Raw genomic sequence first — 22,614 nt, forward strand, 5'->3', positions numbered from 1 at the left:
ACTATGTACGATATTGGAATTATCGGCGGCGGAACCGCCGGGATGACGGCGGCCATATATGGACAGCGCGCCGGAAAAAGCACGGTTATTATCGAGGGATCTGTATTCGGGGGGCAGATTACATCATCTCCCAATGTAGAAAATTATCCCGGCATCGCAAGTGTGAGCGGAAGCGAATTTTCCATGAATCTTCTTGATCAGGCGATGAAACTTGGCGCGGAGACTGTGATGGAACAGGTGACAGGAATACGTGATGAGGGTGAAGTGAAGATAATCGAGACAGCCGGAAAGGAATACCCGTGCAGAAGCGTCATACTTGCGACCGGAGTGTCGCACCGGCATCTGGGAGTGCCGGGAGAGGAGCGCCTTGCCGGCTCCGGAGTGTCCTACTGCGCTACATGCGACGGCGCCTTCTTCCGGGGAAGAGACGTAGCTGTTGTGGGAGGCGGCAGTACAGCGCTGCAGGACGCGGAGTTTCTGTCCAATTACTGCAGCAGGGTATATCTGATTCACCGGAGAGATGAATTCCGGGGAGAAGAGAAAATCGTAAGCAGGCTGCGGGAAAAGGAAAATGTGGAGTTTGTCTTAAGCGCAACGGTAAAAGAGATCACAGGCGATATGGCGGTGGAAGGCGTGGTTCTGAACAATAAAAAGACAGGTGAGGAGTTCAGCCTTGCCGTGTCCGGTGTATTTATCGCCGTCGGACAGATCCCGAAAAACGAAATGTTTGCGGATCTTGTGAAACTGGACGGCAGCGGATTCATTCTTGCCGCTGAGGACTGCGTGACATCCTGCCCGGGGATCTTTGCCGCAGGAGACTGCAGGACAAAAGAAGTGAGACAGCTCACAACAGCCGCAGCTGACGGGGCTGTTGCGGCACTTGCCGCGTGCAAATATATAGCGGAGTGAGAACTGTCTTTGTCCAACAGTTAAACCACATCAGAAATTAAAAACAGAATACGACTTATATTACAATCCCCTCTGAAACTGTGATTGCATTCCCTTGCTCAAAGTCGCGCATACGCGCTCCACTCGCCGTTCATGCAACACAGTTTCAGAGGGGATTTTCTTTCTTCAGATATGCAGTTTTTATTTCTGCTGTGCTTTCCTGAGAAGCAAAGACAGATTCATCAATCCTGGAACATCTTCATCCCCATCCACTGTTTCATATGATCGATCATCTTCTGGTCCGGTTCAATATAAACACATGCGTTTTTCTGATCCAGCGGAAGCATGATCGCATAAGCCTTTGCGGACGGATTCCCGGAACTGTAATCGTAGATCTTGTCCGATTTGTACGAGTTCAGTCTCGGCGATCCTTTCGGTGCGATGATCTCTGCAGACTGAATGTCAAAATTCTGAAGGCGTTTGCGCTTTGCTTTGTTGTAGATGACATCGACCTGAAGATCGTGATTCAGGATGATGTATTCATACTCCACATTGAGCTTCGGGAAGATGAAGTAATAAGCCAAAAAAGCAAGTATGACTGCAACGATAAAGGAAATCATGCCTACGAAAAGCATACCGAATAATGCAACCGCCACGATCACAAGGAGCACAAGGATACGGAGCGGAATATCGTAGGCCTTTGGTTTGCGGGCTACAAGCTGTTCGTACATTGCGTCGTTCATAATTTACTGGTTCCTTTCTGCGTGTAAATAATTTAACACCATGGCCGCGATCCGGAATGTCATGGCATCTTCAAAAAGTCTCAAATCGAGGCCGGTGCGTTTTTCTATCTGTTCGAGACGGTAAATCAGGGTATTTCTGTGCATGTGGAGCTGTCGGGACGTCTCGGCGATATTGAGATTGTTCTGGAAGAACCGATTGATTGTTCCGAGAAGCTCTTCGTCGAGAGAATCCGGGATCTCGGGACCAAATATCTCTTTTAAAAAATTTTCGCACAGAGAGACCGGAAGCTGATAGATCAGACGCCCGATCCCGAGCTCATTGTACGGGAATACCGTCTGTTCCGAATAGAAGAGCTTACCGACTTTCAGTGCCAGGCTTGTCTCCCTGAACGCTTCGGGGAGATCGGAAAGAGACTGGATCACAAAGCTGTAGGACACCTGGATTTGGATGAGAGCCTCTGCATTCAGCGTATCCACAATGGTACGGGCGATCCTGCGGATATCCTCGGCAGTCTCGTTTGAGCGAAGGGGCCGGAGGATGGCCGCGGCGCGGTCTCTTATGGGGATCATATAAGTCTTTGTCTGTGCGGGAAAAAGGTTTTTGAGAATTTCCGGCACAGCCTCATCCATTGTATCGGACTCCAGAAGAAAAAGTACCCGTTTCTCGTCGGGATTAATGTGGAGGCGCTGCGCCCGCTCGTGGATGTCATAGGACGGGATGCCTCCGGTCATGAGCCCCTGGAGAAAATCGGTTTTGTTGTATTTTTCTTTATATGCCGTGTACAGACATTTAATCTGCGAGAGTGCCTGCCTTTCTTCCTCCGGTGTATTCGCTTTGACATCCAGAGTAACTCCCGTGACGCGGGTAAGCTCTGCGAGTGCTTTTTCGAGTTCCTGTGTGTGCTCCATACCCATCTCCTGTTTTGCCTGTAATACAGAAAATAAAAGGCTGCACCTTTTAAAAAGTGCAGCCCCTCATATTATGATAGATAAGCGGTAAGCTTGCCGGTCAGGCTGACCAGCAGTGAATAGCATCTTAGCAACCGCTTAAGCTGCTATTCCAATTTTAAAACATTAGTTTGTAATCGTCAACTCTGTCTCTTTGTCGAATACGTGGATCTTCTCCATGTCGAGCGCGAATACAGCCTTGTCGCCTGTTCTCAGTGTTGTACGCGGATTTACGCGGGCTGTCATCTGAGTTCCCTCAACATCGAAGTACAGGAATACTTCTGCACCGAGCAGCTCGTAAACCTTAATTGTAGACTCAATGATGCTGTCAGGTGAGTTGCTGATAAATGCCTGTGAGTCATGTACATCCTCCGGACGGATACCAAGAACAACTGTCTTTCCGTCATATCCGCCGTCGATGAGAGCTTTCTTCTTGGAAGCCGGTACTTTCAGCACATGCTGTCCGACTGTAAGAGTAACATCATCGCCCTTGATGGAGCATTTTGCATCCATGAAGTTCATCTGCGGGGATCCGATGAATCCTGCAACGAACAGGTTGCACGGTGTATTGTAAAGGTTCTGCGGTGTATCTACCTGCTGAACAACTCCGTCTTTCATAACGACGATTCTTGTACCAAGTGTCATAGCCTCTGTCTGGTCATGTGTTACATAGATGATTGTAGCACCCAGGTTCTCATGAAGCTTGGAAATCTCGATACGCATCTGAACTCTCAGCTTTGCATCCAGGTTGGAGAGAGGCTCGTCCATAAGGAATACCTTCGGGTTACGAACGATAGCACGTCCCATGGCAACACGCTGTCTCTGTCCACCGGAAAGAGCCTTCGGCTTACGGTCAAGCAGTTTCTCAAGGTCAAGGATTCTTGCGGCCTCGCGAACCTTCTTGTCGATCTCGTCTTTCGGAACTTTACGGAGTTTCAGTCCGAATGCCATGTTGTCGTATACTGTCATATGCGGATACAGAGCGTAGTTCTGGAATACCATTGCGATATCACGGTCCTTCGGCTCTACATCGTTCATAACCTTTCCGTCGATCTTCAGTGTACCGCCGGAGATATCCTCCAGACCTGCGATCATACGAAGCGTTGTTGATTTACCACATCCTGACGGTCCTACGAAGATGATGAACTCTTTATCTTCGATCTCAAGGTTAAAGTCTTTAACTGCGTGGAATCCGTTCGGATAAATTTTCTGAATGCCTTCAAGTGATAAGCTTGCCATTTTATGTAGCCTCCTTAATTTTTAAAAACGTAGTTCGTTTCTTTCTGAAAAACAGTATACTCCCGGAGGCAGAAACCGACAATGTAACGAGTAACCAAAAAAGGAGAAGAAAAATGTACACTTCGACCAGAGCGTGGTTGACGTTGACGGCCGGGCGCAAATTCGCTACATTATTCCCTGATACATGTGCCGCGTCAGACGCGGGCGCAATGTGAATGGTGTGAAAGGAAGGAATTTTAATTATGGCAAATCCAGTTGTTACATTTGAGATGGAAAACGGAGATATCATGAAGGCGGAGCTCTATCCGGAGATCGCGCCGAACACAGTGAGAAACTTTATCTCGCTTGTGAACAAGGGCTTTTATGACGGACTCATTTTCCACCGTGTTATCCGTGGCTTCATGATTCAGGGCGGCTGTCCGAACGGAAACGGTATGGGAGGTCCGGGATATTCGATCAGGGGAGAATTTTCCCAGAACGGGTTTCAGAATGATCTGGCGCATGATCCGGGCGTGCTCTCCATGGCGCGCGCAATGCATCCGGATTCGGCGGGAAGCCAGTTCTTTATCATGCATGAGAAGTCCCCGCATCTTGACGGCGCGTATGCGGCGTTCGGAAAGATCACAGAGGGAATGGACGTGGTAAATAAGATCGCGGAGACTGCGACAGATTACAGTGACCGACCGCTGGAGCCGCAGGTGATGAAGAAAGTAACGGTGGAACTGTTCGGAGAAGAGTACGAAGAGCCGGAGACTGTGTAGAGAAATGAATTTGAAAATACAGAAGCCGGCTGTTGTGTGTGCGCTTTCCCTGCTGTGCTGTGCGCTGTGGGGGAGCGCTTTTCCGTGCATCAAGCTGGGATACGAGTGGCTGAATATTGAAGGAACGGGAAGCCAGATTCTGTTTGCGGGATACCGGTTCTTCCTGTCGGGAATATTTACATTTATAATCGGATGCGTTGTGGAAAAGCGGATTCTTACGATGAAGCGCTCGTCGGTATGGCATATTTTCCGCCAGGGCATTCTGCAGACCACAGTGCAGTATGTGTGTTTTTACATAGGGCTTGCGTACACGACCGGAACAAAAGGGTCGATCATCAATGCATCCCAGGGGTTCGTTGCGATCATTGCGGCGCATTTTATGCTGAAAAATGAGAAGATGAACGTTCAGAAAACGCTTGGATGCATTCTCGGATTTGCCGGTGTTGTCGCCGTGAATCTGGCGCCCGGAGCGTGGGGAAGCGGATTTTCCCTTAAGGGGGAAGGAATGGTTCTTCTTTGTACCGTTGTATATGGAATCAGTATGGTTCTTCTGAAAATGATCGCGGATGAGGAAAGCTCCATGACGATTACCGCGTACCAGACGCTGATGGGCGGCGCCCTGCTTATTCTCATCGGATTTGCGATGGGCGGCCGGGTGGAAGGATTCACGCTGCAGAGCGTGCTCCTCCTTATCTACATGGCGCTTCTGTCTACAACCGCGTTCAGTATCTGGACAATACTGATGAAATACAATCCGGTTGGAAAAGTTGCGGTCTACACATTCACTATCCCGGTGTTTGCTGCGGCCCTCTCCGGTCTTATCCTCGGGGAAGACGTATTTGAAGTGAAAAATCTGATCGCGCTTGTACTTGTCAGCGCCGGAATTATCATCGTGAACAGACCGGATAAAGTGATGGCCCCGGATTCTACATGCGATATTCCATAATGTAGTCGTCCATAATGAAACCGCCGCCGATGTCGGCCTCCTGCGTGTCGATTGTCTCGAAGCCCAGGTGGCGGTATACGGCAAGGCTGTCTTCATTGTATTTGTTGCATGTGAGCCAGATTGCAGGATAACCGCGTTTTTCACAGAGATCTTTTAAGAAATGGAATGCCTTTGTTGCCAGATGGCGGCCGCGGCATTCTTTTTTTATGTAGAGTTTGCTCAGAAAGAGTCTGCCGTCACTGTCCGGGTGGATACCGATATATCCGCAGAATTCGTCTCCGTTATAGAGCTGATAATATTCATAACCCTCGCTGATCTGTCCTTTAAGAGCAGGATAGGACTGGAATTTCTCGACCATGTAATCAACCTGTTTCTTCCCGATGATAGGGGTAAAGTGCTCGTTCCAGATAACGACGGCGAGCTCGGCGATCTGTTGGATCTGCTCATCTGTTACGGCTCTTTTTGCTGAAAATTCTGTATTGTTCACTGTGAGTACCTCCCTGAAATGAAATTTATCGCTCTTGCTTCAATCAAGTACAGCATTTTAAGTATAGCATTTTTGCGTATAATTAAAAGTATATGCGCTGAATCTTTTTTATACAATATTTATACTTTTAACATAATTATTAGCACTCTTTGAAAGAGAGTGCTAATTTTCTGTTGACTTTTGAATATCGCTGTACTAGAATGTGTTATGGATGTAGAAAATACCTGCAGATTTTAATAAAGGAGTGTGTCATCATGGAAACGAAAAAGGGAAATTTATCGATTGACAGTGAGAATATATTTCCGATTATAAAGAAATGGGTATATTCCGACCATGATATTTTTGTGCGTGAGCTTGTGTCAAACGGCTGCGATGCTATTACAAAACTGAAAAAACTGGATATGATGGGAGAGTATGAACTCCCGGAGGGATACAAGCCGAAGATTGAAGTGATCGTTAATCCGGAAGAGAAGACGATGAAATTTATCGACAACGGTCTCGGAATGACGGCTGACGAAGTGGAGGAATATATTACACAGATCGCCTTCTCCGGCGCTACGCAGTTCCTTGAGAAATATAAGGATAAGACAACAGAAGATGATATGATCGGACATTTCGGACTTGGTTTCTACTCTGCGTTTATGGTTGCGGACGAGGTGCAGATCGATACGCTTTCCTATAAAGAAGGGGCAACGCCGGTTCACTGGACGAGCCAGGGCGGTACGGAATATGAGATGCAGGACGGAAACAGAACGGAAGTCGGATCAGAGATCACGTTGTTTCTGAATGAGGACAGCCTGGAGTTCGCGAATGAGTACCGTGCCCGTGAAGTGCTTGAAAAATACTGTTCCTTCATGCCGGTGGAGATCTTCCTTACCAGAGCAAATGCAGAGCCTCAGTACGAGACAATCGACGAGGACGAACTGCTTGACACAGATGAAGTGATCGAGCACATCGAGGAGGAGAAAAAAGAAGGAGAAGAGGGCGAACCGAAGAAAAAGGTAAAGATTGTGAAACGTCCGGTCTCCTTAAGCGATACACATCCGCTCTGGGGCAAAAATCCGAGCGAGTGTACAAAGGACGAATACATTGCGTTTTACCGCAAGGTGTTTATGGACTATAAGGAGCCGCTGTTCTGGATTCATCTGAATATGGACTATCCGTTTAACTTAAAGGGAATCCTGTATTTCCCGAAGATCAACACAGAGTACGATTCCATCGAAGGAACGATCAAGCTGTACAATAACCAGGTGTTCATCGCGGACAATATCAAGGAAGTGATTCCGGAGTTCCTTATGGTATTAAAGGGCGTGATTGACTGTCCGGATCTTCCGCTGAACGTTTCCAGAAGCGCGTTGCAGAACGATGGATTCGTAAACAAAGTGGCGGATTATATTTCCAAGAAAGTGGCGGACAAACTGGTCGGAATGTTCAAGACAGACCGTGAGAACTACGAAAAATACTGGGATGATATCAGCCCGTTTATCAAGTTCGGATGCCTCAAGGATGAGAAATTCGGAGAGAAGATGAAAGACTCCTTGATCTATAAAAACCTGGATCATAAGTACCTGACTCTTGAGGAGGCAATCAAAGAGAGCAAAGGGGCATCAGAGGAGACAGAGACAGAAGCGACAGCTGCAAACGGCGAAGCTGCAAAGACAGAGTCCGAAGGCGACGGTACAGACGCTGCGTCCGACGATTCTGCAGATGGTGAGGCTTCAGACACGGCAGATGCTCAGGGAGAGCAGCCGGAAGACAAGCAGGAAGAGAAGACGAGCATCTATTATGTGACGGATGAAGTGCAGCAGAGCCAGTATATCAACATGTTCAAGGCACAGGGACAGGACGCGATTATTCTGACACACAATATTGATTCCGCGTTTGTGACCTATCTTGAGCAGAAGCATACGGATATTCAGTTCTTAAGAATCGATGCTGACGTTCACTCATCTCTCAAGGATGAAGTGGCGGAGGATGAGAAAGAGTCGTTCCAGAAGACGGCAGACAGCCTTGTGGAGATCTTCCGCAAAGAGCTCGGAAATGACAAACTGGATGTGAAAGTGGAGAAGTTAAAAGACGATAAAGTCGCCTCCATGGCGATCCTATCCGAGCAGGAAAGACGTATGGCAGAGATGATGCGGATGTACGGCATGAACGGTATGGATCCGTCCATGTTCGGAAGCCAGGCAACACTTGTGCTGAACGCGAACCACCCGCTGGTCAAATTCCTTGTAGAGCACAAGCGCAGCAAAAACGTACCTGTGATCTGCAAACAGCTCTATGATCTGGCAATGCTGGCGCACAAACCGCTGAGTCCTGAGGAGATGACGGCATTCGTACAGCGGAGCAATGAGATCATGATGCTGCTGACGAAGTAGGAAGGCTGTGATTTGTCGGAGCGAGTAGGATACTTCCGCCGTAAGGAGGGTGTTGGTTTCACCCGCACTTTCGTTCGGGACGCAGCGCAGCGGTGCATAAGGCCGCAAAGGACGCGACCCAAACACCGGCGCTGCTTTACGGGGCTCAACCAGCTCCCTCCTTACGGCTGGGCGCATCCAGGCACTCAGACAAATCATGCGGTTTGGAAAGTGAGCGCCGGGTGGCGCTTCGATATCGATTATGATTGAGGAGTATGATGGAATTATAACTCAATTATCGGAATGCGATTTATCACTGTTGTAAAATATTGAAAAAAATAAGACGGTCTTTATTGACACTAACAGTCGTATCACCAGCTGTTATCTATCAACAAAGTTCCGTCTTCTTTTTTATTTACACTGCTGATTTGTCGGATGGACACACCTCTGTTCGGATGAAGCCCAGTGTGCGGAAGATCACGGTGTCCCGCAGGGGGCCGTAAAGAACGCCGGTACTTGCGCGCGTGTTTTGCGCGCTTAGCACCGCTGCGTTCGTCCCGAGCGCGAGCGTGCCTCCGAGGGACATCGTGATCTAATGCACGCGGCCCTTTATCTCATCAGTGTCCCTCCCGGCAAATCAAAACTTATCCCTGTTTGTAGTTTTCCAGCTCCTCGCTTGTGATATTACAATAACTTATGATCTGTTCGTCGCTAAGTCCCTGCTGGATCATGTTTCGTACAACATCGTGAATCCCTTTTTGGAGTCCTTCGCGCAGTCCTTCACGGAGCCCCTCACGTCTTCCGGCTTCGCGTCCCTCTTTTTCGCCAACTGCTCTGCCCTCGTTCCAGGCAGCTTCTCGTTCCTGCATCATATGACGTTCCTGATTATATTCAAAAATACTCATTTCCTTCGCCTCCGCTCTGTGTTTCTCCAAAAATTCTTTCAGGATTCCTTCGCTGAGACATTCCCTGATAGCGAGCTGCACAGCTTCCTCCAGTTCCATCGTCTTTGTATACTCCCGGATCTTGTCCGTGTACACGGCATAGTCCCGGAGCGTCCGGCACGCCTCTTTCAGCGGAACGTTATTATCTCCCGAGATATTCAGCATGACGGTTTCCAGCTCCAGCCGGATCTCTTCTGTTTTGAAAGTGTACAGATCAGACAGTTTTCTGACCATCCGCTCCGGCATCTCTTTTTCGCCGTTATAGAAAATGACGAACTCCGGCGGCGGAAGTTTTACTGCCGCCGTGCCGTACAGGTTCTCGTTTTTCGTCATCCCCGAATAGAGCTGGGAGATGTAGAAAAGAAACCGCAGCGGCAGATTCGGGTTATAGGTGGACTGATGCTCGTACAGGGAAAGCCTGCCGTCGATGAGAAAGGAAAGATCATTTCTCATGGACATGTAAATCGCATTTTTCAGTGTGTTGATTTTCAGCAGCTCGGGATCCGAATAGTGTTTTCCCGTCATTGCGTTGTAAAGCTCCAGCAGATTGTTCTTATCCTCGAAAAGCATGATAAAAAGTGTGGATTTGAATGTACGGTTGATCGTGTTGCCTGTGCCGGATCTCTTCCGTCCGGATTTGCGGTTGCGTTTTGGAAAGAGGGTGCCGGATGGGCACACTACTGATTGGATGAAGCCCAGCGTGCGGAAGATCACGGTGTCCCGCAGGGGGCCGTAAAGAACGCCGGTACTTGCGCGCGTGTTTTGCGCGCTTAGCACCGCTGCGTTCGTCCCGAGCGCGAGCGTGCCTCCGAGGAACATCGTGATCTACTGCACGCGAACGCTCACCCAACCAGTGCCCTTCCCGACAAATCAGCAGATCCCGCGTTTATAGACCACACTCATCACAATATACACCAGCACCGGGACTTCTGCCGCGACAACCGGAAACTCCACAGCCCGCGCATACTGTATAACGGCGGCGGAAAGAGGGATACACAGCAGATCGGCAAAAAGATATCTGCATTTATATTTCCGGAGCAGATAGAGATCATTTCTCAGTGTAATAATCACTCCGGCAGCGAAAAACGCGGCGAACCAGAGTATGGCAAAGAGCCTGGCTTCCGTTCCGGGGCCAAAACCGGCAGTACTGCCGCACATTCCGGCATACATCAGCGCATAGCCGATAACGCTTCCGATCCGGGATTCCATATATCCGGGATTCCTGTCTGTCCGGGTGATGCGGCGTTCCTGTTCTTTCCAGATTCCGTCTTCTTCGTCAATGGACAGATCCATCGTGCCGAAAGTCATTTCCTCCGAGCGGATTTTAAGACAGAGGTCCTCTATAATCTGCAGGTGTTCTTTTTCATTCTGGAGACGGGCAAGTCTTCTGTCCGCGGCCTCTGTAAGAGACAGCCGTCCGCTGATCACTTCGCGGATATCGGCGAGAGGGATATCCAGTTCCCGAAGCTGTTTGATCTTCCGGAGGATCTCCACATCCTGAGGAGAGTATTCCCGATAGTTGTTTCCGGCATTACGCTTTGGGGTGATCAGTCCCTCGTCCTCATAATATCGTATGTTTGTCTTCTTGATGCCGACCAGCGTTTCCACTTCTCTGATATTCACGGGACAGTTTCCTCCTTTCTCCCGGTGGGGCTCTGAATATTCTTGACTGTTCTGTGAGCCTATTCTATACCTTCCAGTGGCTGGAAGGTCAAGGTTCTGAGGAGAAATTACTCTCTGATATACTCGATTTCCTTCTGCTTCAGAAACCGTTCCGCCATCTCATCCCAGGCGTGCTCAAGCGTCCTGTTCATGGTGAATGTTTTGAACGAGGTGCCGGTCACGCAGGTGAGGCGGCATCCGTCATAATGAATATTGAGGTAGAGCCCCTGTACATCGTCCGGGGTTACAGGGGCCGCAGACTGAGCGGCGAGACGTTCTATGTTTTTTCTGGAAAGGCTGAATACAAAGCGGAAGCTTAAGGGAGCGCGCTTCCCTTTGATTACGGCAAAGCAGTGCTCCCGTATATTTTTCCAGTAGGAATATTCGGGCAGTTCAGTGCCGGTGTCAAAGAAGCTTTTCTGAATAAATCCGTCGATCCGGAATGTATTAAATGTAACGATTTCCCCTTCAATAAAACTGAAGGAGTCGAAGGTGTCTTTTTTGAGAAGGTGAAGGGTAAAGTCCTTAATGTCAGTCAGTGTCAGTGCAATCATAGATTCAATGCCTCCAAATATACCGCTCCGGCGGAGCAATTTTAGAAAATATCTGTTATTTATCATAACACAGAAAAAAATTGCGGTACACATAAAACTGCTGTCAGGACAAAGGGCGGTGCAGAAGAGCCGGGAAAAGTGCCGGACGGATGGAAAAATTTCTGCGGAAAAGAAAAATACAGAAAAAAATACGATATATAAAAAATTGAATGAAAATTGAGGGGGGAGGGGTGAAAGAAATTTCGGAAAAGTATAGAATTGTTTGTCAGAATGGATTATACTAAGATTCCAGAATGATACCCTCCGCGCCGTCTGAAATGACCTCCGTAGCGGAAACCACCTTAATGCCATTTCTCTTGAGCTGCGCTTTATACCGGGCGCTGTCGTAGCGGTTCCGGGCAAACCGGTCGAGTTTCCAGACAATAATCATATCAAACAGCTTTTTGTTGCCGTCTTTAATCATATTCTGAAATTCGGGCCGGTTATCCGTCTTGGCGGAAATAGCCCGGTCGATATAGTGCCGCAGGACTGTGATCCCGTTCTTTTCGGCAAAGGCGGTACACTCCCGGATTTGTCCTTCAATACTTGCTTCTCTCTGATTATCGGAAGAATATCGGGCGTAAATCACAGCTTTCATTGTTTACCCTCCATCATGCGGAACAGGGCCTCTTTCAACCGTCCGTTCATCGGAGAATGTGGGTCAAAGCACATCTCGATAAACTTCCCCAATTCCGGATTGTCGGAGATCGGCGGTCGTGCCTGATACAGCTTGCCCTGTGGCTCATCACAGCGGCAGGTGATATAGTCCATCGAGACATCAAAATAGTCCGCATACCCGATTAGGACCTCAATAGGAACCGCTTTCCCGTGTTCATACCGGTTGATGCTCGGCTGGGTCACATCCAGCAGCTCAGCCATCTTCTTTTGCGAAAGTCCCATCCCTTCGCGCAGGGTTTTCAAACGCTCACCAACTGTATTCACCAAAGCACCTCCAATTCATCTTGAATATAGTATAATACAAATCAGAGATAATTGCAATACCTATTACGAATCTTTAAGAGAAATCGAGAATTGCTCTCTGCCAAAGGGGGTGTGGCATATATCAGCGCTTTTGTGTGTGATTTCGGGTCAATTTTGAGGCATTTCTGCCGCTGTATGTGGCGTTTTTCATTCTGTTAGGAAAAGATGCTTCTCAGCCTTGTTGTTTGCGATATCGTCTATTTTTTGCGGTGTCGTCAAGTTCAGCATCTTTGTTTTATTCTATGCCCTCCATCCACATACTGCTCCAAATATACATATCTTTTACCTTGCTGAGGTAGCAGATTTTACACGACGCATTGTAAAATATAATGGATTGTTGTAATTGTAAAAAATATTTACTTTGCAATATACGAATGTTGGCAAAGGAAGGGGTCTCACTATGAAAATGAAAAGGGGCTTTATTGGTTGTCTGCTGTCTATTTTCGTGATACTGACAATGTTCAGTGGCTGCAATGTAGGAAGCACGGACGGAGGTGAAGCCGACACGGTTTTGGGTGGTGGTAGCTCGGTGCTGCGTATTGTTTCCGGATCGGAAAATTCCGAACTGGAACCGATCTTGGAGGAGTTTTCCGACAGGGAGCATGTGCGCATTGAGATGACCTATATGGGCTCGCTGGATATCATGCGTCTACTGGGAGAGGAAGACATCCCCTATGACGCCGTGTGGCCGGCCAGCAGCCTGTGGCTGACGGTGGGGGATACGGAACACCGGATCAAGCACGCGGAATCCATCTCCATTTCGCCGGTGGTGTTCGGTATCCGCAAAAGCCTGGCGGAGGAGCTGGGATTTGTGGGGCGGGAGGTGTCGGTAAACGACCTTCTTGAGGCGATCCGGAACGGAAAACTCCGCTTCTGCATGACCAGCGCCACTCAGTCCAATTCCGGCGCCAGCGCGTATATCGGATTTTTGTACGCGCTCCTGGGCAACCCGGAAGTCATCACATCGGAGGATCTGCAGAGTGACGAACTGAGGGCGCAAATGCAGGAGCTTCTCTCCGGCGTGGACCGCTCCTCCGGCAGCTCGGACTGGCTGAAGGACATGTTCTTGCAGGGCGATTATGACGCTATGGTGAACTACGAGTGCCTGGTCATCCAGGCCAACCGGGAACTGGAAGAGCGTGGCGAGGAGCCGCTGTATGTAGTGTACCCCTATGACGGTCTTTCGCTGGCGGATTCGCCCCTGGGCTATGTGGACAAAGGGGACGATGGCCAGGAGGAACTGTTTTTAAAATTGCAGGAATACCTGCTGTCGGAGGATGTGCAGGACGAGATCCAGCGCACCGGCCGCCGTTCTGGCTACACCGGGGTTTCGGAGAAAAACAAGGATGTATTCCGGGCCGACTGGGGCCTGCAGCCCGACCGGGTGCTCTCCTCCATCAAAATGCCAGCTGCCGATGTTCTGTTTGAATGCCTAAATCTATACCAAACCGATTTCCGCAAGCCTTCCCTTACCGTGTACTGCCTGGACTACTCCGGCAGCATGAGCGGCGAGGGAAATGAACAGCTGGTTCAGGCCATGGAGCAGCTGCTCATCCAGGAGAACGCCCGGAAAAACTTCTTGCAGGCATCAGAAAACGAGGTGAATATCCTTATTCCCTTTAACGGGGGCGTGATCGACACTTATACGGCCACAGGCAACGGCAGCGAGCTGGAAGCGCTTTATGACAAAGTGGAAAACCAGGAAGTAGGCGGCGGTACCGATATGTACGCGGCCGCCGTGCGGGGGATTGAGCTGCTGGGAGAATATGATCTGTCGCAGTATACGCCGGCGATCATCCTGCTCACCGACGGGCAGTCCAGCGGGTCCCTGTCCGATTTTGAGGCGGCTTACGCCGGGCTTGGAACTGAGGTCCCGGTCTTCTCCATCATGTTTGGAGACGCTGACGAAACCCAACTGGAGGAGCTGGCGCGGTATACCAATGCCCGGGTGTTCGACGGCCGGGAGAATCTGACGGAGGCGTTCCGCAGCGTAAAGGGGTATAACTGATGAAAGAGACTTCGCGAATGCTCGTTTCCTCCTTTGCTGCTGCAATCGTCTTCCTGCTACTGTTCCTATTTTTCCATTGGAATCTGATTGTCTGCATCCTGCTGTGTGTCGGCATCTATTTCGGACTGTTTTTCCTGCTCAAGCCCAGCCGGAAAATCGCGGGAATTGATGTGGAATCTATGCCTGGCGGTGAAGAGATCCGGCAACTTTTGGACGATGCCCAGGCGGACCTGGCAGACATTGATAAAGCAGTAAAAGAGATCAAAACTTCCTCTGTGCGGCAGGATGCGCAGGCTCTATATGCTACCGGGGCCCGGATCCTAACCTATCTGGAGGAAAATCCAGACAAAATTAAGCTGGCGCGCCGCTTCTTTACCTATTATCTGGATACGGCCGCCAAATTGCTGACAAGATATGTGGATTTCCAGGAGACGGAGCTTCATTCGGGGGAGGTCGCCGATATTCTGCAAAAGACGGCGGAGGCCCTGCCGGTGCTGAACTCCGCCTTTGAAAAGCAGTTTGCCCATCTGATGCAGGGCGAGCTGCTGGATATCGAGGCAGATATCGAACTCCTGAAAAGCACCTTGAAAATGGAGGGCGGAAAATGAAAACTAAGCTCATTGGGCTGGGCATCCTGGCAGCTGTCATCATAGCCGCCGCTGCCTATGTATTCATCAGTAATAGCCAAACCGTTACTGAAATCAACGGTTATGTGGGCGGCGAAAAAATCGGCCTGCTGGAAGACGAGGAGGTACAGGATATCCTGCGGGACAGGTATCGGCTGGTCATCGACTACGCCAAGGCAGGTTCCATCGATATGGTCACCGACGACGCCGAGGGGCGGGATTTCCTATTCCCCTCCAATCAGACGGCTCTGGAACTGTATAAGCAGGTTCATGGAGACCCGGTGAAAAGCGAGATCATCCTCAATACACCCATCGTCCTGTATACCCGCAGCGCCGTGGCGCAGGCCTTGGTCGACAGCGGGCTTGCTGTCGTTACAAACGGCGTATACACGGTGGACATGGAAAAATTGACCGAGACCATAGAAGCCGGCACAACTTGGGAGGAAATCGGCCTTCCCCAGCTTTACGGCAGTGTTTCCGTGGGCACCACCGATCCAACCAAATCCAATTCCGGCAACATGTTCGCCGGGCTCTTGGCCAATACCCTTTGTGGGGGCGTAGCGGATGAAAGCAACCTTCCGGAGATCCTGCCCCGGCTGCAAAACATTTTTCAGAAGCTGGGGTATATGGAAAGCTCCTCCTCGGATTTGTTCGATCAGTTTCTGAAGACCGGTATGGGCGCCAAGCCTCTGATCGCCGGCTATGAAAACCAGTTGCTGGAATTCGCCGCGGAAAACCCGGATACTTGGGAGCAGATCAAGGGGGACATTGTGATGATGTACCCGACGCCCACCGTCTGGTCCTCCCATGTGTATATCGCCCTGGATGAGGCCGGTACGGCGGGGATCGACGCCCTGCTGGATGAGGACATCCAGCGGCTGGCCTGGGAAAAGCACGGGTTCCGTACCGGCGTATACGATACCCCCACGGATGCGGCCCATTTCGGGGTGTCCGGTATTGCCGAGGAATTGACGCAGGTAGCGCCCATGCCGGATGCCAATACCATGGACAGGATCATTAAAGCGCTTTCATAGCGGAAAGGAGCAGATAAAAGATGGCAGAGCATATCACACTGGATACTTTGATGCAGAGCAGCGGCCATACCGCCCTTCAAGTACAGGAGCCTGCGAGCGTGGAAGCGGTGCGCGCTCAGGTGGAAGAATTGAGCCCGGAGCAGAGGGTACGGGTGGAGGAGGTCAAAAATAGCATTGACCTGATCGATTCCCAGGCCGTGCTTCAGTACGGCGTGGGGGCGCAGCGGAATATTTCCAGCTTTTCCGACAATATCCTCACACAGGTGCGCAGCAAGGACAGCGGTTATGTGGGGGAGCTGATGTCGGATCTGGTGCTGAAGGTCAAAGAGGTGGATGTGGACGGACTGGACGAGGGCTTTTTGGATAAACTCCCGTTTCTGAAAAACGCCTCCCGGGCCGTTAAAAAGTTCATGCAGCGGTATGAAAAGCTGGAGGTGCAGATCGACCGCATCGAACAGCAGCTGGATCAGGCCCGGATGCAGATGCTTAAGGACATCACCATGTTTGACGGGCTGTATGAAAAAAACCTGGAATACTTCCGGGAACTGCAAATTTACATCGCCGCAGGCGAAGAAAAGCTGAAGGAATTGCAGGAAATCACCCTACCGCAGCTCCACGCCGAAGCGACGGCCAAGGGCGACGCCATGAGCGCCCAGGTAGTGCGGGATTTTGAGGACACGGTAAACCGTTTTGAAAAGAAGATCCACGACCTGAAGCTGAGCAAGGCCGTCGCTATCCAGACAGCGCCGCAGATCCGTCTCATCCAGAACAACGACAAAATGCTGGTGGATAAGATCCAGACAGCGATCCTCAGCACCATTCCGCTGTGGAAGAGCCAGATTGTCATTGCCCTGGGGCTGCACCGGCAGGAGAGCGTGCTGAAAATGCAGAGAAGCGTTTCCGACGCCACCAATACCCTGCTCACCAAAAACGCAGAACTGCTCAGGCAGAACAGCACAGAAGTGGCGAAGGAATCCGAGCGCGGCATTGTGGATCTGGAGACGCTGAAAAAGGTCAACGCAGATCTGATTTCCACCATCGAGGAAACCATCAAGATCCAGCAGGAGGGCCGCGCCGCCCGCCAGAATGCCGAAACAGAACTCCTCAGTATCGAACAGAAGCTGAAAGAAGCCCTATTGACCGCGATACAGTGAAGAAAAAATGAGGGGTCCTAGACTCCCCAAAAAACTGTATTTAATCCTGGTCGGCATCTATGCTCTTCCTGGCAAATATTGGCGTTTTCGTCAGGCTCCGCTTTTAAGACTGAATGTAAAAGCAGAGGTATGATAGCTCTTATCCGTATGCACGAGCTTGTCGCACAGTGTCAGGAGTATGCAAAGGAATCAGGTGCAACGATCACGCTGACATCCGATGTAAAAGAGGGAACAAAAGATGCCGACGTTATCTACACAGATGTATGGGTATCCATGGGAGAGCCGGACGAAGTATGGGAGAAGAGGATTAAAGAGCTCTCTCCATATAAAGTGACAAAAGAAGTGATGGCAAACGCAAAAGACAGCGCGATCTTCCTGCACTGTCTTCCCGCATTCCACGATCTGAAGACAAAGATCGGAAAAGAAATGGGTGAGCGTTTTAATATAGAAGATATGGAAGTGACGGACGAAGTGTTCGAGTCCGAACAGTCTAAAGTGTTTGACGAGGCAGAGAACCGTATGCATACGATCAAGGCTGTGATGATGGCTACGCTGGGAATTGAAGAATAAGAACAGATACCGCAGGTAAACATATTTTTGAAGCGGCGTCTTCGGACAAGTGCCGGACAGAGTTAGAAGTATTAATTCTGTCCGGCATTTTTACGTGCTTTTTACATGGATGTAATACAACCGGGAAAAGATATCTGTTAGAATTACACTTGAATATGTCTGTCGGACGAATATGACGCCATGTTGCGGCTAAAATTATTAGAATGGAGAAATAGAAGATGAACATATTTGATATTCTCGGCCCTGTTATGGTTGGCCCGTCCAGTTCCCATACGGCGGGAGCGGTCAGAATAGGGTATGTTACAAGGACAATGCTGGGAGAAGAGCCTGTGAATGCCATGATCAGCTTGAGCGGTTCATTTGCAGCGACAGGGAGCGGACACGGAACAGACCGGGCGCTTATCGCAGGGCTTCTTGGTATGAAGCCGGATGATATGCGCATACCGGACAGCTTTGAACTGGCAGAACAGGAGGGGCTGTCTTTTTCTTTTGCAAATATACGGCTCCCAGGGGCACATCCGAATACGGCTGTACTGGAAGTGGAAGGGAAAACAGGACTGTCAATAAAAATACAGGCATCCTCGCTTGGCGGAGGCCGGATTATGATCGATAAACTGGATGATACGGAAGTACACTGTACAGGTTCCTGTCCGACTTTGATTATACACAATCAGGACAGTCCGGGTATGGTATCGGAAGTAACAGGTATTTTGTCGCGGAAGAATGTTAATATTGCGACTCTGCAGCTTTATCGGGATAAGAGGGGCGGACTTGCAGTAATGGTGATAGAGACAGATCAGACGGTTCCTCGGGAAACAGTCTCCATGCTGGAGAAGTTGGAAGGTATTGAGCGTATTATGTATATCCGTGGGGAGGAAGTGTAATGTCGTATTCATCTTTAAATGAGATCACACAGAGGTGTAACAGCGAAGGTATTCCGTTTTGGAAGGCGGTACAGTATTCAGATATGGAGGAACGGGAAGTAACAGAGCAGGCGTCCTTTCAGATGATGCAGAAGATGTGGAATGCTATGAAAGCAGCGGGAGATTCTTACGATAAGGATCAGAAATCGCGCAGCGGTCTTGTGGGGGGCATGGGCGGTCAGATGAGGAGTTATATGGAAAAAGGCGATACGCTGAGCGGGGATTTTATGTCCGAAGTGATTGCACAGGCATTGGAGATGGGCGAGTCGAATGCCTGTATGCACCGGATTGTCGCAGCGCCGACTGCCGGAGCCTGCGGTGTGCTTCCGGCAGTGCTCCTTCCGATATACAGCCGAAAAACAGCATCGGATACTGAGATCACGGAGGCAATGTATACAGCCGCAGGGATAGGGCAGGTTATTGCGTCCCGGGCTTTTATTGCAGGTGCGGCAGGCGGTTGTCAGGCTGAAATCGGCTCGGCATCGGCAATGGCTGCGGGGGCGCTGGTATCCCTCAGGGGAGGAACGGCAGAGCAGATCGCACATGCGGCTGCTATGGCGCTCAAAAATCTTCTCGGGCTTGTCTGTGATCCGGTGGCGGGACTGGTTGAAGTGCCCTGCGTTAAGCGGAATGTGATAGGTGCGGTTAATGCCGTTTCAAGCGCAGATATGGCTCTTGCCGGAATTGTAAGTAGAATCCCGCCGGATCAGGTCATCGATGCGATGAAAGAAGTAGGGGAGAGTATGCATATTTCTTTAAAAGAGACAGGGGAAGGCGGAGTGGCCAATACTCCGGAGGCAAGAAAAATAAAATTTAACCTGAACTTACAATGACTTAACGTTCCGTTGGTGATTATTTTACATCATTTTCCTATAATGTATCTCGGTAATTCAAAAGAAAAGAAGTTGAAAAAGGGAGAACAGGAATGAAAAGAAGAATAATAAGTGCGTTGCTGCTTGTCTGTATTACTGCGGCAATCGCTTCAGGATGCGGTTCTGATGAACCGGTTGAAACAGTTGATCTGAACAGTATGACTCTGGAAGAGATTGAAGCACAGGCAAAAGAAGAGGGAGAACTTGCATCTGCGGCGATGCCTGATACATGGGCCAACTGGGGTGAAACATGGCAGGAGTACACAGATACGTACGGGATTGAGCATGTGGATACTGATATGTCTTCTGCGGAAGAAATTTCGCTGTTTGAGACAGAGGGGACAGATGCTACGAAGGATATTGGTGATGTAGGACAGGCATTCGGACCGGTAGCGGAAGAGCAGGGAGTTACACTTCCGTATAAGACAAGCTACTGGGATTCGATTCCGGACTGGGCGAAAGACGATGACGGAGACTGGATCATAGGATATTACGGCACAATGTCTGTTATTGTTAACAACAAGATCGTAAAAGACACACCTACATCTTTTGAAGATATCTTAAACGGTGATTATATAGTTGCAGTCGGAGACGTGCAGGCTGCCACTCAGGCTCAGTATGCAGTCCTTGCTGCAGCAATTGCTTACGGCGGAGATGAAAGCAACATTCAGCCGGGACTTGATTACTTCAGACAGATTGCTGAGCAGGGAAGACTTGACCTCGGCGAGTTTACTCAGGCACGTATCGAGAAAGGAGAAGTCGGAGTAGCTTTCTTATGGGATTTCAACGCTCTTGGTTACAGAGAGCAGTTTGTAGAGAATAATCCGGATGCAGACTTTACAGTTTTTATCCCGTCTGAGGCATCTATCCAGACCGGATATGCTACAATTATCAACAAATATTCAAAGCATCCGTGTGCTGCGGCTCTTGCGAGAGAATACATTTTAAGTGATGAGGGACAGATCAATCTTGCAAAAGGTTATGCAACACCGATACGTGAGGATGTGGAGCTTCCGGACGATGTGGCTTCAAAACTCCTGGACGACAGCCAGTATGCAAACGCGAGAATGGTAGAAGATCAGGATGCATGGGACGAGACCGCGCAGACGATCGGAACATTGTGGCAGGAAGAGGTTGTAGCTTACGCACAATAAAATGTATTGACGGATGACCGGACTGCTGCATAAAGTGCAGCGGTCCGTTTTATGTAAAAGGTGAGGTTAATATGAAAACACAAAAGAAAACATACATATTTGCGCTGGTGCCGTTTTTGCTGCTATGTCTTCTGTTTGAGATCATACCGGTCATTTTTACGGTCATCAGAAGTTTCTTCCCGGAGGGAGGAGACATGGGATTTACACTTGATAACTATATTAATATATTTACCGGAAAACTGTATCAGCAGGCCATAGTCAACAGTCTGCTCATCTCGATTCTTTCTTCGGTTATCGGGCTGCTCGTGGCATTTATCGGTGCAAAAGCAGTCCATGAGGAAAAAGGTAAACTGAAGCAGGTATTCATGAGTATTCTGAATATGGTATCAAATTTTTCGGGCGTACCGCTGGCGTTTGCATATATCATTATGTTTGGAAACATCGGTGTCATGACGATGATCGGCGCGAATTACGGAATTGAATTTCTGGCGGAGTTCCCCCTGTATTCTGTATGGGGACTTCTGCTGATATATGTATATTTCCAAATCCCCCTGTCCACACTCCTGCTGATCCCGGCATTTGATTCGATCAGAAAAGAGTGGAAAGAAGCGGTTGCCCTTCTGGGCGGCAGCCGGATGACATTCTGGAGGAAAGTCGGCATCCCAGTACTGATGCCGAGTATACTGGGAACATTTTCTGTATTGTTTGCCAACGCACTGGCAGCTTATGCGTCTGCCTATGCACTGCTGATGAACAATGTATCACTGCTTCCGATCCGTCTGTCGGAACAGTTCGTCGGCGATATCATACAGAGACCGGAGTTCGGAAGTGCGATTGCAGTCATCATGATGGTCTTCATGGTGATCGCCATTGGCGTACAGAATAAGATGACTCCAAAGAAAGGGGGGAGACGCTGATGAATACAGAAAAAAAGAAACGCAATGCAGGATCAAAGATTGCGATTATTGTAATTATAGTGTATCTGCTTCTCCCACTGGTAATGACGCTGATTTACTCCCTTTTTCAGGAGTGGATCGACGTGATGCCGACAGGTTTTACTCTGGGAGCTTATACAGAGCTGTTTACTGATCCTCTGTTCTGGAAAGCAGTCGGGCGTACGGTTATTATTTCTATTGTTCCGATCGTGCTGTGTACAGTGTTTGTACTGCTGGCGATGTATGTGGTAGTTGTCTACCATCCGGAATGGGATAAAATGATTCAGATTCTGTGTACGATTCCGTATGCAATCCAGGGCGTCATCCTTCCAATCTGCGTTCTGTCGCTTTACAGCAGTGCGCCGGAACCTTTCGGAGACAGAATGTTCATGCTTGTTGCGACTTATATGGTTGTAATCCTTCCCTATGTATATCAGGGAATCAGAAATAATCTGAACGGTGTCGGGGCGCCAAGGCTTATCGAGGCGGCGCAGATGCTGGGAGCGAGCAAGTTTTACGCATTCTTCCGCGTCGTTATTCCGAATATTATGAGCGGTGTCACAATTTCAGTCATGCTGGCGATGGCAATTGTATTTGGTGATTTCGTTATCATTAATACACTGGCGGGCGGACAGTTTATGACAGCACAGATGTATTTATATGATGTAATGAAAAAATCCGGGCAGAGGACCTGCGCCGTGATCGTTATACTTTTCCTCGTAACTCTGATCATTTCGGCTTGTGCATTTTTCCTGCAGTCGAAGGGCAAAGACAGAAAGGACAGATAAA

21 protein-coding genes and 2 pseudogenes are annotated in these 22,614 nt (G+C 49.3%); 14 read left to right on the forward strand and 9 right to left on the reverse strand.

Annotated elements, in window-relative coordinates; genetic code table 11:
• Positions 1-3: 3 nt before the first annotated feature.
• Positions 4-909 carry a thioredoxin-disulfide reductase gene (gene trxB, locus LKD70_RS07685; RefSeq protein ID WP_227707450.1) on the forward strand — a complete coding sequence of 302 codons (906 nt, stop codon included), beginning with the start codon at positions 4-6 and terminating at the stop codon, positions 907-909.
• Between the two features lie 221 nt (positions 910-1,130).
• On the opposite strand, the gene LKD70_RS07690 is transcribed toward trxB, so the two are convergent.
• From LKD70_RS07690 to LKD70_RS07700, 3 genes are all read right to left on the reverse strand, one after another.
• On the reverse strand, positions 1,131-1,631 hold the full coding sequence (locus LKD70_RS07690) for a DUF6106 family protein (RefSeq protein WP_227707451.1): 501 nt from the start codon (positions 1,629-1,631) through the stop codon (positions 1,131-1,133).
• Positions 1,632-1,634: 3 nt separating this feature from the next.
• On the reverse strand, positions 1,635-2,540 hold the full coding sequence (locus LKD70_RS07695) for a PucR family transcriptional regulator (protein WP_227707452.1): 906 nt from the start codon (positions 2,538-2,540) through the stop codon (positions 1,635-1,637).
• 165 nt (positions 2,541-2,705) lie between these two features.
• Positions 2,706-3,818 (reverse strand): ABC transporter ATP-binding protein, encoded by a 1,113-nt coding sequence (locus LKD70_RS07700; protein ID WP_227707453.1) that lies wholly within the window; start codon positions 3,816-3,818, stop codon positions 2,706-2,708.
• A gap of 242 nt (positions 3,819-4,060) precedes the next feature.
• Between LKD70_RS07700 and LKD70_RS07705 the strand changes: the two genes are divergently transcribed.
• Together LKD70_RS07705 and LKD70_RS07710 are read left to right on the forward strand one after the other, a co-directional pair.
• Positions 4,061-4,579 carry a peptidylprolyl isomerase gene (locus tag LKD70_RS07705; protein WP_227707454.1) on the forward strand — a complete coding sequence of 173 codons (519 nt, stop codon included), beginning with the start codon at positions 4,061-4,063 and terminating at the stop codon, positions 4,577-4,579.
• A gap of 4 nt (positions 4,580-4,583) precedes the next feature.
• Positions 4,584-5,525 (forward strand): DMT family transporter, encoded by a 942-nt coding sequence (locus LKD70_RS07710; RefSeq protein WP_227707455.1) that lies wholly within the window; start codon positions 4,584-4,586, stop codon positions 5,523-5,525.
• Here the strand turns inward: LKD70_RS07710 and LKD70_RS07715 are convergent.
• Positions 5,506-6,012 carry a GNAT family N-acetyltransferase gene (locus LKD70_RS07715; RefSeq protein ID WP_227707456.1) on the reverse strand — a complete coding sequence of 169 codons (507 nt, stop codon included), beginning with the start codon at positions 6,010-6,012 and terminating at the stop codon, positions 5,506-5,508. The two genes, LKD70_RS07710 and LKD70_RS07715, sit on opposite strands and share 20 nt — an antisense overlap.
• 254 nt (positions 6,013-6,266) lie before the next feature.
• Here LKD70_RS07715 and htpG point away from each other — a divergent pair, with 254 nt between their 5' ends.
• Entirely contained in the window at positions 6,267-8,390 is a 2,124-nt protein-coding gene (gene htpG, locus LKD70_RS07720) for a molecular chaperone HtpG (RefSeq protein WP_227707457.1), read from the forward strand.
• Between the two features lie 623 nt (positions 8,391-9,013).
• Here the strand turns inward: htpG and LKD70_RS07725 are convergent.
• The 5 genes and pseudogenes from LKD70_RS07725 to LKD70_RS07745 all read right to left on the reverse strand — a co-directional run bounded on the left by LKD70_RS07725 (position 9,014) and on the right by LKD70_RS07745 (position 12,510).
• Positions 9,014-10,132 (reverse strand): hypothetical protein, encoded by a 1,119-nt coding sequence (locus LKD70_RS07725; RefSeq protein ID WP_227707458.1) that lies wholly within the window; start codon positions 10,130-10,132, stop codon positions 9,014-9,016.
• A gap of 51 nt (positions 10,133-10,183) precedes the next feature.
• The gene (locus tag LKD70_RS07730; protein ID WP_227707459.1) at positions 10,184-10,936 is read right to left on the reverse strand and encodes a MerR family transcriptional regulator; all 753 of its coding nucleotides are present in this window, start codon (positions 10,934-10,936) and stop codon (positions 10,184-10,186) included.
• A gap of 107 nt (positions 10,937-11,043) precedes the next feature.
• On the reverse strand, positions 11,044-11,529 hold the full coding sequence (locus LKD70_RS07735; protein WP_227707460.1) for a DUF5721 family protein: 486 nt from the start codon (positions 11,527-11,529) through the stop codon (positions 11,044-11,046).
• Positions 11,530-11,812: 283 nt separating this feature from the next.
• Positions 11,813-12,166 (reverse strand): annotated as a pseudogene (locus LKD70_RS07740) (recombinase family protein); the annotation flags it as partial.
• Positions 12,163-12,510, reverse strand: coding sequence for a helix-turn-helix domain-containing protein (locus LKD70_RS07745; RefSeq protein WP_177754555.1), 348 nt, complete (start codon positions 12,508-12,510; stop codon positions 12,163-12,165). The gene LKD70_RS07745 and the pseudogene LKD70_RS07740, both read right to left, overlap by 4 nt.
• A 439-nt stretch (positions 12,511-12,949) precedes the next feature.
• Between LKD70_RS07745 and LKD70_RS07750 the strand changes: the two genes are divergently transcribed.
• The 10 genes and pseudogenes from LKD70_RS07750 to LKD70_RS07795 all read left to right on the forward strand — a co-directional run bounded on the left by LKD70_RS07750 (position 12,950) and on the right by LKD70_RS07795 (position 22,613).
• Positions 12,950-14,557, forward strand: coding sequence for a vWA domain-containing protein (locus LKD70_RS07750; protein WP_227707461.1), 1,608 nt, complete (start codon positions 12,950-12,952; stop codon positions 14,555-14,557).
• The gene (locus LKD70_RS07755; RefSeq protein ID WP_177754553.1) at positions 14,557-15,165 is read left to right on the forward strand and encodes a 5-bromo-4-chloroindolyl phosphate hydrolysis family protein; all 609 of its coding nucleotides are present in this window, start codon (positions 14,557-14,559) and stop codon (positions 15,163-15,165) included. Before LKD70_RS07750 ends, LKD70_RS07755 begins: the two co-directional genes overlap by 1 nt.
• Positions 15,162-16,217, forward strand: coding sequence for a hypothetical protein (locus tag LKD70_RS07760; RefSeq protein WP_227707462.1), 1,056 nt, complete (start codon positions 15,162-15,164; stop codon positions 16,215-16,217). The genes LKD70_RS07755 and LKD70_RS07760 overlap by 4 nt, the downstream gene beginning before the upstream one ends.
• A 20-nt stretch (positions 16,218-16,237) precedes the next feature.
• A complete protein-coding gene (locus LKD70_RS07765; protein ID WP_227707463.1) occupies positions 16,238-17,371 on the forward strand; it encodes a toxic anion resistance protein in 1,134 nt (377 codons plus the stop codon).
• A gap of 138 nt (positions 17,372-17,509) precedes the next feature.
• Positions 17,510-17,941: pseudogene (locus tag LKD70_RS07770) on the forward strand (ornithine carbamoyltransferase); the annotation flags it as partial.
• 218 nt (positions 17,942-18,159) lie between these two features.
• On the forward strand, positions 18,160-18,825 hold the full coding sequence (gene sdaAB / locus LKD70_RS07775) for an L-serine ammonia-lyase, iron-sulfur-dependent subunit beta (RefSeq protein ID WP_008394686.1): 666 nt from the start codon (positions 18,160-18,162) through the stop codon (positions 18,823-18,825).
• Positions 18,825-19,697: an L-serine ammonia-lyase, iron-sulfur-dependent, subunit alpha gene (gene sdaAA, locus LKD70_RS07780; RefSeq protein WP_021966152.1), complete on the forward strand. Its 873-nt coding sequence runs from the start codon at positions 18,825-18,827 to the stop codon at positions 19,695-19,697. The genes sdaAB and sdaAA overlap by 1 nt, the downstream gene beginning before the upstream one ends.
• Positions 19,698-19,789: 92 nt before the next feature.
• A complete protein-coding gene (locus LKD70_RS07785) occupies positions 19,790-20,890 on the forward strand; it encodes an ABC transporter substrate-binding protein (RefSeq protein WP_008394689.1) in 1,101 nt (366 codons plus the stop codon).
• A gap of 71 nt (positions 20,891-20,961) precedes the next feature.
• Positions 20,962-21,807: an ABC transporter permease gene (locus tag LKD70_RS07790; RefSeq protein ID WP_008394690.1), complete on the forward strand. Its 846-nt coding sequence runs from the start codon at positions 20,962-20,964 to the stop codon at positions 21,805-21,807.
• The gene (locus LKD70_RS07795; protein WP_008394693.1) at positions 21,807-22,613 is read left to right on the forward strand and encodes an ABC transporter permease; all 807 of its coding nucleotides are present in this window, start codon (positions 21,807-21,809) and stop codon (positions 22,611-22,613) included. Before LKD70_RS07790 ends, LKD70_RS07795 begins: the two co-directional genes overlap by 1 nt.
• The last annotated feature ends 1 nt before the right edge of the window (position 22,614 follow it).

It is taken from the genome of Ruminococcus turbiniformis (genome assembly GCF_020687545.1).
GTDB lineage: Bacteria > Bacillota > Clostridia > Lachnospirales > Lachnospiraceae > Mediterraneibacter > Mediterraneibacter turbiniformis.

Excerpts from the sequence above, each read along its gene's own strand:
- LKD70_RS07785 (WP_008394689.1), top strand. The coding sequence starts at position 19,790 with ATGAAAAGAAGAATAATAAGTGCGTTGCTGCTTGTCTGTATTACTGCG.
- LKD70_RS07700 (WP_227707453.1), bottom strand. The coding sequence starts at position 3,818 with ATGGCAAGCTTATCACTTGAAGGCATTCAGAAAATTTATCCGAACGGA.
- LKD70_RS07735 (WP_227707460.1), bottom strand. The coding sequence starts at position 11,529 with ATGATTGCACTGACACTGACTGACATTAAGGACTTTACCCTTCACCTT.
- LKD70_RS07705 (WP_227707454.1), top strand. The coding sequence starts at position 4,061 with ATGGCAAATCCAGTTGTTACATTTGAGATGGAAAACGGAGATATCATG.
- LKD70_RS07760 (WP_227707462.1), top strand. The coding sequence starts at position 15,162 with ATGAAAACTAAGCTCATTGGGCTGGGCATCCTGGCAGCTGTCATCATA.
- trxB (WP_227707450.1), top strand. The coding sequence starts at position 4 with ATGTACGATATTGGAATTATCGGCGGCGGAACCGCCGGGATGACGGCG.
- LKD70_RS07790 (WP_008394690.1), top strand. The coding sequence starts at position 20,962 with ATGAAAACACAAAAGAAAACATACATATTTGCGCTGGTGCCGTTTTTG.
- LKD70_RS07690 (WP_227707451.1), bottom strand. The coding sequence starts at position 1,631 with ATGAACGACGCAATGTACGAACAGCTTGTAGCCCGCAAACCAAAGGCC.
- LKD70_RS07750 (WP_227707461.1), top strand. The coding sequence starts at position 12,950 with ATGAAAATGAAAAGGGGCTTTATTGGTTGTCTGCTGTCTATTTTCGTG.
- sdaAB (WP_008394686.1), top strand. The coding sequence starts at position 18,160 with ATGAACATATTTGATATTCTCGGCCCTGTTATGGTTGGCCCGTCCAGT.
- LKD70_RS07795 (WP_008394693.1), top strand. The coding sequence starts at position 21,807 with ATGAATACAGAAAAAAAGAAACGCAATGCAGGATCAAAGATTGCGATT.
- LKD70_RS07710 (WP_227707455.1), top strand. The coding sequence starts at position 4,584 with ATGAATTTGAAAATACAGAAGCCGGCTGTTGTGTGTGCGCTTTCCCTG.
- htpG (WP_227707457.1), top strand. The coding sequence starts at position 6,267 with ATGGAAACGAAAAAGGGAAATTTATCGATTGACAGTGAGAATATATTT.
- LKD70_RS07755 (WP_177754553.1), top strand. The coding sequence starts at position 14,557 with ATGAAAGAGACTTCGCGAATGCTCGTTTCCTCCTTTGCTGCTGCAATC.
- LKD70_RS07695 (WP_227707452.1), bottom strand. The coding sequence starts at position 2,540 with ATGGAGCACACACAGGAACTCGAAAAAGCACTCGCAGAGCTTACCCGC.
- LKD70_RS07765 (WP_227707463.1), top strand. The coding sequence starts at position 16,238 with ATGGCAGAGCATATCACACTGGATACTTTGATGCAGAGCAGCGGCCAT.
- sdaAA (WP_021966152.1), top strand. The coding sequence starts at position 18,825 with ATGTCGTATTCATCTTTAAATGAGATCACACAGAGGTGTAACAGCGAA.
- LKD70_RS07725 (WP_227707458.1), bottom strand. The coding sequence starts at position 10,132 with ATGTTCCTCGGAGGCACGCTCGCGCTCGGGACGAACGCAGCGGTGCTA.